Origin of the sequence: Nonomuraea longicatena (assembly GCF_039525605.1) — a bacterium.
Taxonomy (GTDB): domain Bacteria; phylum Actinomycetota; class Actinomycetes; order Streptosporangiales; family Streptosporangiaceae; genus Nonomuraea; species Nonomuraea longicatena.
Window position 1 is genome coordinate 134461 of the sequence record NZ_BAAAHQ010000025.1, and the last position, 13476, is coordinate 147936.

General features: G+C 68.8%; 15 protein-coding genes. 6 read left to right on the forward strand and 9 right to left on the reverse strand.

Annotation, left to right across the window (positions count from 1 at the left end; genetic code table 11):
- From ABD120_RS24905 to ABD120_RS24925, 5 genes are all read right to left on the reverse strand, one after another.
- Window positions 1-252 carry a hypothetical protein gene (locus ABD120_RS24905; RefSeq protein WP_343952460.1) on the reverse strand — a complete coding sequence of 84 codons (252 nt, stop codon included), beginning with the start codon at window positions 250-252 and terminating at the stop codon, window positions 1-3.
- A gap of 79 nt (window positions 253-331) precedes the next feature.
- Window positions 332-1339 carry a trypsin-like serine peptidase gene (locus ABD120_RS24910; protein WP_343952461.1) on the reverse strand — a complete coding sequence of 336 codons (1008 nt, stop codon included), beginning with the start codon at window positions 1337-1339 and terminating at the stop codon, window positions 332-334.
- 385 nt (window positions 1340-1724) lie between these two features.
- The gene (locus tag ABD120_RS24915; protein WP_343952462.1) at window positions 1725-2612 is read right to left on the reverse strand and encodes an alpha/beta hydrolase family protein; all 888 of its coding nucleotides are present in this window, start codon (window positions 2610-2612) and stop codon (window positions 1725-1727) included.
- Window positions 2572-2757 carry an epoxide hydrolase N-terminal domain-containing protein gene (locus ABD120_RS24920; RefSeq protein WP_343952463.1) on the reverse strand — a complete coding sequence of 62 codons (186 nt, stop codon included), beginning with the start codon at window positions 2755-2757 and terminating at the stop codon, window positions 2572-2574. Before ABD120_RS24920 ends, ABD120_RS24915 begins: the two co-directional genes overlap by 41 nt.
- Before the next feature lie 263 nt (window positions 2758-3020).
- Window positions 3021-5285, reverse strand: a complete 2265-nt coding sequence (locus tag ABD120_RS24925; RefSeq protein ID WP_343952465.1) for an ATP-binding cassette domain-containing protein — start codon at window positions 5283-5285, stop codon at window positions 3021-3023.
- Window positions 5286-5346: 61 nt separating this feature from the next.
- Here ABD120_RS24925 and ABD120_RS24930 point away from each other — a divergent pair, with 61 nt between their 5' ends.
- Both ABD120_RS24930 and ABD120_RS24935 read left to right on the forward strand, forming a co-directional pair.
- Complete coding sequence (locus tag ABD120_RS24930; protein ID WP_343952466.1) at window positions 5347-6312, forward strand: helix-turn-helix transcriptional regulator; 966 nt, start codon at window positions 5347-5349, stop codon at window positions 6310-6312.
- Window positions 6313-6622: 310 nt separating this feature from the next.
- Window positions 6623-7363 carry a carbonic anhydrase family protein gene (locus tag ABD120_RS24935; protein WP_343952467.1) on the forward strand — a complete coding sequence of 247 codons (741 nt, stop codon included), beginning with the start codon at window positions 6623-6625 and terminating at the stop codon, window positions 7361-7363.
- Window positions 7364-8278: 915 nt separating this feature from the next.
- Here the strand turns inward: ABD120_RS24935 and ABD120_RS24940 are convergent.
- Window positions 8279-8536 carry a hypothetical protein gene (locus ABD120_RS24940; RefSeq protein WP_343952468.1) on the reverse strand — a complete coding sequence of 86 codons (258 nt, stop codon included), beginning with the start codon at window positions 8534-8536 and terminating at the stop codon, window positions 8279-8281.
- A gap of 195 nt (window positions 8537-8731) precedes the next feature.
- Between ABD120_RS24940 and ABD120_RS24945 the strand changes: the two genes are divergently transcribed.
- The gene (locus ABD120_RS24945) at window positions 8732-9622 is read left to right on the forward strand and encodes a CehA/McbA family metallohydrolase (RefSeq protein ID WP_343952470.1); all 891 of its coding nucleotides are present in this window, start codon (window positions 8732-8734) and stop codon (window positions 9620-9622) included.
- Window positions 9623-9679: 57 nt separating this feature from the next.
- On the opposite strand, the gene ABD120_RS24950 is transcribed toward ABD120_RS24945, so the two are convergent.
- The gene (locus tag ABD120_RS24950; protein WP_343952471.1) at window positions 9680-10426 is read right to left on the reverse strand and encodes a class I SAM-dependent methyltransferase; all 747 of its coding nucleotides are present in this window, start codon (window positions 10424-10426) and stop codon (window positions 9680-9682) included.
- A 309-nt stretch (window positions 10427-10735) separates the two neighbouring features.
- On the opposite strand from ABD120_RS24950, the gene ABD120_RS24955 reads away from it, so the two are divergent.
- On the forward strand, window positions 10736-11251 hold the full coding sequence (locus tag ABD120_RS24955) for a GNAT family N-acetyltransferase (RefSeq protein ID WP_343952472.1): 516 nt from the start codon (window positions 10736-10738) through the stop codon (window positions 11249-11251).
- Window positions 11252-11307: 56 nt separating this feature from the next.
- Here ABD120_RS24955 and ABD120_RS24960 read toward each other — a convergent pair whose 3' ends face one another.
- Window positions 11308-11745 (reverse strand): hypothetical protein, encoded by a 438-nt coding sequence (locus tag ABD120_RS24960; protein ID WP_343952474.1) that lies wholly within the window; start codon window positions 11743-11745, stop codon window positions 11308-11310.
- 88 nt (window positions 11746-11833) lie between these two features.
- On the opposite strand from ABD120_RS24960, the gene ABD120_RS24965 reads away from it, so the two are divergent.
- Both ABD120_RS24965 and ABD120_RS24970 read left to right on the forward strand, forming a co-directional pair.
- Window positions 11834-12151 (forward strand): ArsR/SmtB family transcription factor, encoded by a 318-nt coding sequence (locus tag ABD120_RS24965; protein WP_343952475.1) that lies wholly within the window; start codon window positions 11834-11836, stop codon window positions 12149-12151.
- Entirely contained in the window at window positions 12148-12564 is a 417-nt protein-coding gene (locus ABD120_RS24970; RefSeq protein ID WP_343952477.1) for an SRPBCC family protein, read from the forward strand. Before ABD120_RS24965 ends, ABD120_RS24970 begins: the two co-directional genes overlap by 4 nt.
- 9 nt (window positions 12565-12573) lie before the next feature.
- Here the strand turns inward: ABD120_RS24970 and ABD120_RS24975 are convergent, their stop codons facing one another.
- On the reverse strand, window positions 12574-13413 hold the full coding sequence (locus tag ABD120_RS24975) for a Rossmann-fold NAD(P)-binding domain-containing protein (RefSeq protein WP_343952478.1): 840 nt from the start codon (window positions 13411-13413) through the stop codon (window positions 12574-12576).
- Window positions 13414-13476 lie beyond the last annotated feature (63 nt).

The following is a 13476-nucleotide window of genomic DNA, read 5'->3' on the forward strand; positions in this document are numbered from 1 at the left end:
TCACTCCTCCTGGATCGGGGCGGGCGCCGGGTTCGCCTCGCGCATCCGCTCCTCCGTCCAGTAACTCCGATCGGGTGCCGGCGGGTCGACACGGTGCGCGGTCGGGGACGTCTGAACGCCGGTGTCGCTCGTGGGCGCGGGAGGACCGGTCTGGGTGGCTGAGGACGAAACCATCCGCACCACTGTGACGGCGACGGCGATCACGGCCGTGACCCCCACCGCTGCGACGACCATCCGGAGGGGAGTTGACATCGTCGGGCCTTCCCTGAAGGAGCCTCCGATTGAGTATGGAGCACGCCGACGTCGAGCGGCGTGCTCCATACTCTATCCGCTAGGGCAGTCCATTGGCGTAATTGAAGAGGTCCCAGTCGGGATTATCGAAATACGGACTCCACCACTGAGTCGGGTTGACGATCCGGTTCAGGGTACTTGAGGTTCCGTTGATGTATCCGAGGCCGGTACTGTCGTTGTAGGCCCAGAGCCAGGGGCCGCCGCTCTGGCCTCGGGTGAGCGGACACCCCATCGTGATCTGGTTTGCTCCCGCTGCGGCAGTGTTTCCCTGACAGAAATACTGCCAGTCGCCCGGGTACGGATTCTCGGACGGATAGCCGAGCATGGTCATGAAGCGCGCCCGGGGCTGTCCGGTCTGCAGGCCTTGGCCGCCCACGGTGTCAACGAGTCGCTGGTTGAACTCGTTGTTGGCAACCACGGCGAAGGCGACGTCGTAGTCGAAGTTGCCGCTACCGCTCCAGCCGTTGAAGGTCGCCAGCGAAGTGGCGGGGAATGTCCCGTACGGGCGGTTTCCGAAATTAAAGTAGGGGACGAAGGCCCAGTTCTGATGCCAGTTGCGGCCACCGCCGCCGTGTACGCAGTGTCCGGCCGTGCTCACCAGCCGCCGGGAGGAGCTGTTGACCGAGGCGCCCGAGCAGACGTAGTTGAGCCCGTCGACGGCGTTGCGGTAAAAGATCTTTCCGACCGTGATCGAGGCGTTGACTTGGACACCGATGTCCTTCGTGCTCGGACCTGCCTTACGGTGGTCCAGGCTCTGCGGCGACGACGGCGCCACGGGCTCCACCTTGTGGAGGGTCGCCGGTGCGTCGGCACTGGGGCTTTGGGGTGTGACCGTGGAAGGAGCCGCCGAGACCGGAATCGCCTCGCGCATCCGCTTTTCCGTCCAGTAAGCCTGAATGGCCGCGCTTCTGGACTTGCCGGTTCGCGTTACTTCCTGTGCTACGTCGGAGCTGACGGGTGCGGGAACGGTGACGGCTTCGGACGGGGAGTTCGCACTCGACGTGGCGGTGCTCCCGGCGGAGGCGACTCCAGTGAGCGTTGCGCTCATGAGGATGACGCCAATTCCCGCCGCGAGCGAGCGTCGCGTTAAGGGACGTAATCTAACCGCGCGCATGTGGCCTCCGTAAAGGCGTTGAGAGGGCTGTGCAGGCTGACCGTATGCCGGAACCCGGGCGCGGTAAATAGCGCGGCATTGATCGGCGGCGTCATTAAATGGACATTGATTTCAGGGCTCGACTATGAGATGGCACGCCCGACGTGGGAATATGGGAGTCCCGAAAATCGGGGCAGCTCGACTTTCTCGGCGGCAGCGATGTGCGCGGGTGCCGCCACGGGATTTCACCGGACCCGGGCCGCCCGGCCGCGGTGCAATATTTCATGTCACGCAATTCCCGTTGCGCGGGCGTGAATCAAGCGCGCCCGCGAAGACCGCCTCAGGGCCTGCGGCCGTGAAAAGTACGGCGCAGGTCGGTCACCCAGGCGTCGGGGTTCTCCCAGGGGATGAAGTGGCCGCCGTGGTCGTGGGCGTTGACGTTGACGTGGTTGAACCAGGCGCCCTGCGGGCCGGTCCTGAACGCCTGGACCCGCTCGGCGGCTGTGTGGATGCCGGGCGGGTTCTCGTAGGTGACGAAGGTGAGGCCGACCGGCGCCTGCACGATCGGCGTGCGGTCGTGGGCGGGGGTCCAGGGGTAACGGTTGGCGTTGGCGTAGTAGCGCATCGACGTGGCGATGGAGTTGTTCACCCAGTAGATCGTGGCGTGGGTGAGCAGGTCGTCCCTGGTGAAGACGGATTCGACGTCGCCGCCGTTGTCGCTCCAGGCGTTCCAGCGCTCCAGCAGCCAGGCGAGCAGCCCGGCGGGTGAGTCGCTCAGCCCGTGGGCCAGGGTGGCGCCGTCGAGCATGTGCACGGCGAGGTGGCACGCCGCACGGTGGTCCCACTCGATGATCCGGGCGCGGACATCGGCGGGCTGGTCGTCGGTGAGGGGCCGGTTCCGGGCGAAGTCCCAGGCCCGGGGGCCGGAGAAGAAGTCGAGGGGCAGCCCGGAGCCGATATGGATGCCGTACAACGCGTCGGCGTACTTGTGGCCGAGTTGGCTGGAGACGATTCCGCCGATGTCGCAGCCCCCGGCGGCGTACTTCTCGTACTCCAGGATCTCGGTCATCAGGGTGTGCCAGAGGTCGGAGACCTTCCAGAAGTTGACGTCCGGAAAGCCGGTGAGCGGGCCGGGGAACCCGAATCCGGGCAGAGACGGCACGATGACGTCGAAGGCGTCGGCGGGGTCACCGCCGAACGCGGCCGGGTCGGCGAGCGGGTCGATCACTGTCGGGGACGCCGTAGGACCAGTCCTCGTTCCCCTCGTCCAGCGGCGGCCGCGTCGATGAGAGGCGGGCGCGCAGGTCATCGAGGACCTCGTCGGACACGTGGATCGGAACGGGCTTCAGCGGGAAGGCGCGCGGGGTGCTCATCGTGGTTCCTCACTGGCTGTGCCGGTCGGCGGCGAGCCGTGACGGCCTACCGCCAGAGCGCTTCGGCCGCCCTGACGACAGATACGCGAGCGGCCGAAAAGCCAGAACATTTCCGGGTCAAGGTGCGTCGCCAATCCAATCACATCCGGATCCGGCGACTGATGTGCGCCCGTCCTCCGCGCGGAAGGGAGCCCCGCAAAGGCGAGTCCTCTCGGCCTGGTCCTGAAGCTGCTGCGAGAGTTCCAGGCGATTGCGGGCCGCCGTCAAGAAGACCGTGACACGGCGGAGTACCTGTCGGAACCGTCGCGCAGGGCGGCGGCGGTGGCCGTACCTGTCAATCCGGTGACCGGCCCCTGATAGAGGATCCGGCCGCCGTGCTTGCCGGGTCCGGGTCCGAGGTCGAGCATCCAGTCGGCGTGCCGGATGACGTCCAGGTTGTGCTCGATGACGACCGCCGTGTGGCCCTGGTCGACGAGCTGGTCGAGGAGGCCGAGCAGGACGGCGATGTCGCGCAGGTGCAGGCCGGTGGTGGGCTCGTCGAGGACGTACAGGGTGGGGGCGGCCGAGTCGCGCAGTTCCTTGGCGATCTTGACGCGCTGGCACTCGCCGCCCGACAGTGTGGTGAGCGGTTGACCGAGGCGGAGATAGCCGAGCCCGACGCGTTCCAGCGTACGCAGGGCACGGCCGATCTCCTCGTCCGGCAGCCGCCGGATGGCGTCGGCGACGGTCAGGTCGCCGAGGTCGGCGATGGACAGGCCGTTGACGCGGTGACCGAGCACCTCGGCGGTGACGCGCCGTCCCTGGCAGGTCTCGCACACGGACTCCTGCCCCTCCATGAAGGCCAGGTCGGTGTAGATGACGCCGAGCCCCTTGCAGTCGGGGCAGGCGCCCTCGGAATTGGCGCTGAACATGCTCGCGGGCAGGCCGCTGTGCCGGGCGAAGAGCCTGCGGACGGGCGTGGCGATGCCGGTGTAGGTGATGGGGGTCGAGCGGCGGTTCGTGCTGACCGGCCGCTGGTCGATCACGACCGCGGCGTGCTGGGCGAGAAGTTCCGCCGCGAGGCTGGACTTGCCCGAGCCCGCGACCCCCGACAGAACCGTCAGGACGCCGGCGGGGATGTCGACGGTGACGTTCTGGAGGTTGTTGCGGGTGGCGTTCGCAACCGTGAACGCGCCGTCGGCGGTCCGGGGACGTTTGCCAGGTGATCCACGATCGCCGAGGGCCTGCGCGGTGGCCGTGTCCGCCCGCCGCAGTTCCTCGAAGGTGCCCTGGAACACCAAGTGCCCGCCGCCCGCGCCCGCATCGGGGCCGATCTCGATGACCTGGTCGGCGATCGCCATGACGGCCGGGTCGTGCTCGACGACCAGGACCGTGTTGCCCTTGTCGCGCAGCCGTCGCAGCAGGGTGGTCATGGAGTCGATGTCATGCGGATGGAGGCCGACGGTGGGCTCGTCGAAGATGTAGAGCATCTCGATGAGGCTGCTGCCCAGATGCTTGACGGTCTTGACGCGCTGTGACTCACCGCCGGACAGGCTGGTGGTGGCGCGGCCAAGATGGAGGTAACCGAGGCCGATGGCGACCATGGCCCGCAGCCTGCCGGTGAGCGCCGCCACGGCCGGCGCGATGGCCGGCTCACGCACCTCCTCCAGCAGAGCGGCAAGTTCGGTGACCTCCATGCGGGCCATCTCGCCGATGGTGCGGCCTGCGACGGTGACGGAGCGGGCGGCCTCGTTGAGGCGGTCGCCGTGGCAGTCGGGGCAGATCTCCGCGCGGGTGAACCGCTCGACGGTCTCCCGCTTGCGGTCGGACAGGTCGTCGGCGGTGTGCAGGTAGATGCGCTCGAACCGCTCGACGACGCCCTCGTACTCCTTGGGCGGCCTGGTGCCAAGGGCCGCTGCGTGCGCACCCCCGTAGAGCAGGGCACTGCGCTCGGTCTCCGCCCAGTCGCGGAGCGGGGTGTCGGCCGAGAAGCTGCCGATGTCGGCGTACTGGGAGTACCAGTAGCCGCCCTCGCCGAAACCGGGCAGCAGGATCGCTCCCTGCGCGAGAGATCTGTCCAGGTCGAGAAAGCGGTCGACGGCGCTGACGATCACCTCGCCGAGCCCGGAGCAGGACGGGCACATACCGGCCGGGTCGTTGAAGGAGAAGCGGTTGGACTCGCCCACGAACGGCGTGCCGATGCGGGAGAACAGCAACCGCAGGTACGTCCAGGCATCGGTGATCGTGCCCACTGTGGACCGGGCGTTCCCGCCGAGCCGCCGCTGGTCGATCAGCACGACCGGCGAAAGCCCCTCGATCTCGTCGGTCCCGGGACGGGTCCACTTCGGCAGCCGGTTGCGCGCGAACGGCGGGAAAGTCTCGTTGAGCTGGTGTCCGGCCTCCGCCGCGATCGTGTCGAACACCAGCGATGACTTGCCCGACCCCGACACGCCGACGAACACGATGAGCCGGCCTCGCGGGATGTCCACGTCGAGACGCTTGAGGTTGTTGGTACGGGCACCGCGGATGCGGATGGTGTGCTGAGGCATGAGAGCGAACCTACGAGCAGATGTGGTCGAATCCTGGCCGGAATTTCGCGAAAATAAGGTTATGCCGGACGTCACTCAGCGCATCCTCTCTCTGCTGGCCACGCTTCAGACCGGCCGGGCGTTCACCTCCGACGAACTGGTGGCACGGCTCGGCGTCAGCGCCAGGACGCTGCGCCGTGACATCGATCGGCTGCGCGGCTACGGCTATCCCGTCCACACCCAGCCGGGACCCGGAGGGCACTACAGGCTCACCGCCGGTACGGCGATGCCGCCGCTCGCGTTCGACGACGAGGAGGCGATCGCGACCCTCCTCGGCCTGGCCACCCTCGCCGCCGTCGGCAGCGCCGTCGAAGGCAGTCTGGACGAGGCCGCCACCCGCGCCTACGGCAAGGTCGATCAGTACCTGCCCAAGCGGCTGCGGCACCGCGCCACACACCTGCGCGCCAGCCTGGAGACCGGCACCGCCGTCGCCCCGAGCGTCAGCGCCGACGTCCTGGCCACGCTGGCCGACGCCATTCAGCGCCGTCACCTCGTCACCTTCCAGTACGTCGGCAAGGACGGCGCCGCCACGTCCCGGCGCGTCGAGCCCTACCGCCACGTTCAGCACAACCTGCGCTGGTACCTGCTGGCCTGGGACACCGCCAAAAGCGGCTGGCGGGTCTTCCGCCTCGACCGCATCACCGGCCTGCACGTCTCGACCGGCACGTACCCGCCGCGCTCGCTGCCCGCCGACACCGCGCTCGACTACCTGCGACAAGGGCTCGGCAAGAACCGCGAGCGGGTCGTTCTCACCGTGCACGCACCCCTGCCGGCCGCCGCCGACGCCTTCAAGCACCAGGACGCGGAGTTCACGGCAACGAGCGCGGAGCGGACCCGAGTGGTCCTGTGGCTCGACACCTGGCAGTGGCTGCTCGTCAACCTCGCCATCCTCGACACGGCATTCACCGTCCACGAACCGGCCGCCTTCCGGGCCGCTTTGGCGGATTTCGGCGCACGACTCGCCGAGGGCGCCATGCCTGGCGGATGACGGGCGCCTGCCGGCGTAGGGGGTTGCTCTTTCATGGAGACCGGTCGCGTACGTCATCGACGCGCTCACCCGGAACGGGCCGTCAGCATCACCGGATGGCAGCCCTGGATGACAGCCACCCCACCCGCGCGATTGGCTGGCCGAAGTCCGGGGTTACGGATTCGCCGGAAAACGGAAGCCTCGAATGATCGTAGATCACGATTTATCGTGTGGGGAAAACGCCCCAGCGGAGAATTCGTCTCGGCTTTGACGGCGAAAGGTACGCGCGCCACCACCTAATCCGGGATGAGCCGCGAATGAAAGGTGTCACATGTTATCTCGCTTAGCCAGATTACTGACCGCCGTCGCCGCGACGGCAGCGCTCATCGCAGCACCCGCGCAGGCCCAGTTCGCCTGCACCGGAGTCCCTGGTCACGTCCAGAGCCCCGTCGAGATCGACCGCTCCCAGAACTGCGGCCCAGCCACCCCGGCGATCGAGATCCACTACAACACCGCCGACGGAGTGGTGCAGTTCCGGGACAAAAACAGCAACAGCGCAGTCGACAGTCACGATGACATCGCCTTCGTGCCGAGCGTGCCTGGCCAATACATCAGATACGGCGGCATCAGGTACGACCTGACCGAGGTGCACTACCACTTCAGGGCGGAGCACAAATTCGCGGGCGAGGTCTTCGCCCCGGCCGAAGCCCATTTCGTCCACCGGCGAACCCCCACCGGCAAGCCTGTGGTCCTCGGTGTCCTTCTCGACGGTGTGGCCACGTCGGCCGGCGCCCACCAGCACATTCTCGAGAATGCGCCACCCACCTTCCTCGTTCCCTGGCCCGTCGGTGGCATCGATGTCGCGTCCATGCTCCCGGCCAACAAGGCGAGCTACCGGTACTACGGCTCGCTCACGTCCGATCCGTACACCGATGTCGACTGGGTCGTGTTCAACGACCGTCTCCAGGCCAAGAGCCAGACGATCGGCAACCTGCATGCCCGTTTCGGCCCGGCCGGTAACAAGCGAGGGCTTCAGCCCGTCGCGCCGAGGATCTACCACGGCCATCCGTGACAGACAGCCGGGCGGGCCGCGTACCTGCCCGCCCGGGTGCGACGTGCTGCGGAAACGCCGCACCGGCCGGTCGAGCGCCCGGCCATCCAGCGCCGGACGTCAGCGTCTGCCCAAGCCGGTCAGCCGGCGACTGCCTGCCAGGCAGGGTCGACGATGGTGGTCATGATCTCCCGTCGCTCGTGGACGCGGCCGTCAACGCGACGAGGTCGATCTTCCCCACGCTCCGGCCTGGCGAGGAGAGGTCCTGGCACGAGGGCTGCCGTTCCTGGCCCCGGAGGAGCACGGCCGCGCACGCGTCCTGCGCCTTGAGCGCGGGCAGACGAGCGCCATCGCACTGGACACGGCGGCCACGGTCAGGACTGTCACCTTCGCCCATCGGACCCGTGGCGATTCGAACCCCGGATTCACCGCACTGAACAGGGTGAGCGCCGTCTACCGCTTCTGCTTCTCGGATGGCGAGTCGCTCGGTGTTCCCGTCAGGGACGGCTTTGAGATCGACCTCCCGTCGCTGGGCTGGGGGATGCGGCCGAGCCTGGCGGTGCCCGACGAACCTGACAGTCTGCCTGATCGCGACATGGGCGCGTTCGCAGACGCGGGCGGCCGGCAGACCGAGGTGGTGGGGGCCGGCCGCTGGTCGGATCGGCCCGGTGGACCGAGTTTCGGGCTTCAGGGCGTCGAGACGCGGCCCCGCTACTACCTGTGGTCGTGGACCAACCCCAGGCCCGGACACGATGTCGTCCGCATCGACCTCGAGTCGTCCGAGGCAGTCGTCGAAATCGGCGGAATCTGTGTCGGGTTCCTCGATGAGCATCCCCTGCTGCCGGAGGCCGCTCGGGCCGTGACGGCCGAGGTGCCACCCGGCTACGCCGGCGACGGCTCGGATCTCGAGATCACGGTGGATCGCGGAACCGTCACCTACACGACCCCGCTGCTGCGGCAGCCGGACGCCGACGATCCGTTCTCAGCCTGGGGCGACGCCCAGGACGCCGAGGAGGCGGCCGTGTACGCGCGCGTGTCCTCGATCGGGTCCGGCACCCTGCGGCCGGCGGCGAACGGCGAGACCATCGAGCGGGCCCGCTGGGCGGAACTGGCCGAGGGCCGCTCCCACGGGTCGCTGCGAGTGAACGAGGTGGGCCGCAACTGGGTGCGCACCGAGATCGTGGACGATTCCACCGGTCAGCCGATCGCCTGCCGGGTGAACTTCACCTCGACCGACGGCGTGCCGTACCAGCCGCACGGCCACCATCACCACGTGAACGGCGATCGCCCCAGCTGGCACCTCGACGTGGGCGCCGACGTGCGCTTGGGACGCACCACATACGCCTACACGGACGGCCGGTGCGAAGGCTGGCTGCCACGGAAGCAGAGATGGGCGGCGGGCTCGACGCGACGCTGTCGGACTGGGCAGACCGCTGTCGTTCACAGGGCGGCACCGTCGTCGTCCCGCACTTCCCGTTGCCGCTGGGGGAGCAGGCGGCCTTGGTCGCCACGGGTCGGGTCGACGCGGTGGAGTCGTTGGGCCTGTGGCCCGACCTCATGTACCTGCACTACTACCGATATCTCAATGCCGGTTACCGCCTGGCGGTCAACGGCGGCACGGACAAGATGTCGAACGACGTCCCGATCGGGCTGTCGCGCACCTATGTGCGCCTGGGGGAGGACGACGACTTCGGATACGACGCTTGGTGCCGGGCGCTGCGAGCCGGCCGCAGCTACATGAGCAGCGGGCCGCTCCTGAGTCTGCTCGTCGACGGCCAGGGCCTCGGCGACACCGTCCACCTCCCGGAGAAGGGGGGAACGGTGGCCGTTCTGGCCACGGCGAGAAGCATCTTCCCCATGTGCCGCCTTGAACTGGTGCACAACGGGCGGGTTGTCGCCGCCTCAGAGAACGAAGCCGGCGCGCACGAACTGACGATCGACGAAAACGTGCGCTGTGACGGCCCGGGCTGGCTGGCCGTGCGTGTCGGCGGCGGCGGGCCGGAGCACCTGACGCTGCATCGAGATGAGTTGCGGCGGTCGATCATGGCGCACACGTCGCCTGTCTACCTCGCCTGCGCCGGGCGCCCCACCACGGATCGCCGGGCACTGGAGGATGTTCTGGCGCTCATCGAACGCGGACGTTCCTACGTGGAACTGCGTGCGGCCGCGGCTGCCGCCGATGCGGCCGTGCACCACCATGGTGGCGATCACCGGGCGTTTCTCGTGAGGCCCTTCGACCAGGCGCGCGCTGCCGTACAGGCTCGTCTGGCCGAGGGCTGAGGCCTCCGGCCGGACGCGCTCAAATAGACCGTCCCACCACCTTGCCTGACGTCGCGTTCAGGCGATCAGCAGGCGCAGGCCGAGCTCCGCCGCGTCGAGGTCGGCGAGGTCGTGGTTGCGTTCGGCCCATCGGCCGGAGGCGAGGTCATCCCGCAGGCTGCGCACCGCGCGCCGCTCGGCGTCCGGCCCGACTCTCGCCCAGACCGACATCCCGCGACGGACCTGCTCCTCCAGGTACGCCTCCGGCCTTCGCCAGTACGCCTCGAAGAGGCCGTCGGCGCAGTCCCACGGGACGGGTACCCGTTCGATCCGGGCCCCGATCGCGTCGGCCGACTCGGTCACCGAAGGGCGACCGGCAAGAAGGTTCGCGACCTCGGGCAGGTAGTCGCGAGTGAGCCAGAACCGAAGACGCCACCCGCTGTCGGCGGTGTCGTGCGTGAACACCACCACCCGCCGGGCGACCCGCCGCATCTCCCGCAGGCCGGCGATCGGGTCCGGCCAGTGATGAACGGAGGAGACCGTCATCGCGGCGTCGAAGGTCTGGTCGTCGAACGGCAGGCTCTCGGCGGATCCCACCAGGCACGGCGCCGCGTCGGCAGGGCGCTGCGAACGCATGAGCGCCGACGGTTCCACCGCGAGGACCTGCCGGTCGTGAGGCTCGTACGACCCGGTACCCGCACCGACGTTCAGGACGGTCCGGGCATCGCCGAGCGCCGCCCAGATCTGCGCGGCGATACGGGGTTCGGTGCGCCGTGTCACGGTGTAGGTGGCTCCGATGGTGTCGTACAACTGCGTGCTGGACATCGATGTCGCCTTTCCGGCTGTCATCCATCACCGAGCAGAGGGGCGCTTGATCACCATTTCACCACATCGACCGGCAGGTCCGGCAGTCGTGCCGCCGGCACGGCTTCACGGCTCCGGCCGAGCGCGACGCCCCCTCTCCGACCGTCGAGATCGGCGTTGTGATAGGAACTCGGACAGAGAACATCCGAGATCAAGCGTTGGACGGCTTATGACACAGACAGCACCGGGGCCGATCGCCATTGCGTCGCTCGTCGCGGCCGCGAACCGGCGAGCGCCGTGGTCCGCCGCCAAGGGCTTCCCCGCCCCGCCGTGAACCTCGAACGTCTCACCGGCCAGGAGACCCTGGCCCACGTCCCCCACCTGGTGAAGATCTACCGGGCCGCGTTCGGCGGCCCGCCATGGCACGAGGACGAGCACGCCGCCGACGCCTTCGCCGAACGCCTGCGCACGGACACGCGGCGCCCCGGATTCGCGGCGGTGCTGGCCGGTGACGACGGCGAGCCCGCCGGCTTCGGTACGGCCTGGCGCACCCCGGCGCCCTTCCCGACGGGCCGTGCCTACGACCTCGTCCGTGCCGAACTGGGTGACGCGGTGGAGTCCCTGCTGGTCGGAGCGCTGGAGGTGGACGAACTGGCGGTGAGCCCACACGCGCGCGGCCAGGGCCTCGCGGGCCGGATCCTCGACCTCCTGTGCGGCCGGGCCGACTCCTGCTGGCTGCTGACGTCCCCGCGAGCGGCCGATGCGATCAGGCTCTACGAGCGGCTGGGCTGGCGACGCCTGACCGGGCCGGACGCGGACATCGTGGTGTTCCTGCGTTCGCCGTGAACCCCTCCGTCCGTGCCCGCGTCCCGGCTGTGGGGCACGGATGCGGCCGGGATCGTTCAGGAAAGCCGGGTGAAGGACATGGTCATCCACGGGTGCCAGGTGGCGGCATCGGTACGTTCCCAGTCGGCGGACATGGTGGCGTCGTCGGTGATCACGAGGGTGGCGCGCTCGGTGTCGCCGGCGAAGGTCCATACGCCGTCGTCGTCCACGCTCGCCCGCATGGTGGCGAAGCTGCCGTGGTTGTCGAAGGAGCGCATGGGATAGGTGCCCGTGGCCGGGTCGTAGGGGCCGATCATCTCGATGACCTGCACGTGGTCATCGCCGATGCGCACGTCGGCCCGGTGGACGAGGAAGAACCCGCCGATCGGCCACTCGTAGGTGTCCGTCCCGACGATCTCGAGATCGGACGCCGGCACCTTCCCCCGGGTGTGCCAGTGGCCGACCAGCGCGTCGAGGCGCTTGTTCTCGATCGGGGGGATCGGGTGGTGAGACATGGAAACCGTCCTTGCCGTAGTATGTAAGTTGTTGCTTAAATACTTACATGGCTGGCGACGGTGGAGCAACCGATGAAGGCGGTGGGTGATGGATGAGGCGTTGCGGGCGGTGGCCGATCCGACCCGGCGCGCGATACTCGTCCTGGTGCGGGATGAGGAGGTGTCGGCCGGTGACATCGCCCGAGGTTTCCCCGGCATCAGCCGGCCGGCGGTCTCCCAGCACCTGCGGATCCTGGTCACGGCCGGCCTGCTCGACGTCCGCAGGGCGGGCAATCGCCGGTTTTACCGGATGCGCCGCCAGGGCCTGGCCGAGGCGGCGACGTTCTTCGAGTCGATGTGGTCGGCGCCGCTCAACCGCCTCAAGCAGGTGGCCGAAGAGGAAGAAAGCGCAGAGGGATCACCATGAGCACCATCGAGCAGACGTTGTGGATCCGGGCCCGCCCGGAAACCGTCTGGCGCCACTTCGTCGACCCGGTACGGCTGGCGCGCTGGTGGGGCGAGGCCGAGGTGGATCCCCGCCCCGGAGGCGAACTCGTGGTGCGGATGCGGGAAGGTCCGCGTCCGATCATGCGCGGGTCCTTCCTGGAGCTGGTGCCGTACGAGCGGATCGTCTTCACCTTCGGCTGGGAGCCCACCCCCGGCGCGCCCGTCCTACCGCCCGGCACCTCCAGGGTGGAGATCACGCTCACCCCGGAGAACGACGGCGTGAAACTGACCCTGCGACACAGCGGCCTGCCGTTCACCCTGGAGGGGGAGACCGGCGAAGGGTGGGCGCACGCGCTCGCCCGCCTCGCGCAGACGTCCGAAAGCGTCGCGTGACCCGGCCGTTCAGCGGCCGGGGGCGTCCCACACGCCGGTGGGGGCGATCTCGGCCACCCAGTCGGCGAAGTCGCGGGGCTTGCGGCCCAGAGCACGCTCGACGCCGTCGGCCAGCGAACCGTTGCGGCCGTCGAAGAACTCGGAGATGAGTGTGGCCAGCGGCTCGGCGAACTCGCGCGGGGCGCCTTCGCCGACGATCGCCTCGGCGAACGCGTCTCGGGTGATCGGCTCGTAGCGGAGCTCGCGCCCTGTCGCACGGGCGATCTCGCCGACGCCTTCGGCGAAGGTCCACAGCCGGGGGCCGGTCAGCTCGTAGCGCTCGCCCACGTGTCCGTCCTCGGTGAGGGCCGCCACCACGACGTCGGCGATGTCGTCGGCGTCGACGAACGGGTCGGCGTTATCGCCGGCCGGCAGCGCCAGGACCCCGTGGCGCAGCGGCTCAAGGAACACGCCCTCGTCGAAGTTCTGGTTGAACGAGGCGGGGGCGACGACGGTCCACTCGACGGGCAGGCTCGTCACGGCATCCTCGCATCGTACGGCCTCGTCCTGGTTGCGGGCGGACAGGAGGACCAGGCGCTCGACGCCCGCGTCGACCGCCAGCCGGGCCACGGTGCCGACGGCCTCACCGGCTCCGGGCCACTCGATCTCCGGGTAGTACATCAGGTAGGCCGACTTGACCCCGACGAAGGCGTCGGCCCAGGTCGCCGGGTCCTCCCAGTCGAACGGAGGCTCGCCGGAGCGGGAGCCGACCCGTACGTTCACACCGCGCTCGACCAGTCGCTTGCTCACCCGGCGGCCGATCCGGCCGGTACCGCCGAGAACCAACGTCGTGTACTCGTTTGCTGTCATGGCTTCAGCTTGACGGCGCACACTCTGGATGGTCCATGGCCGAGATATCGAAATGCATATTCA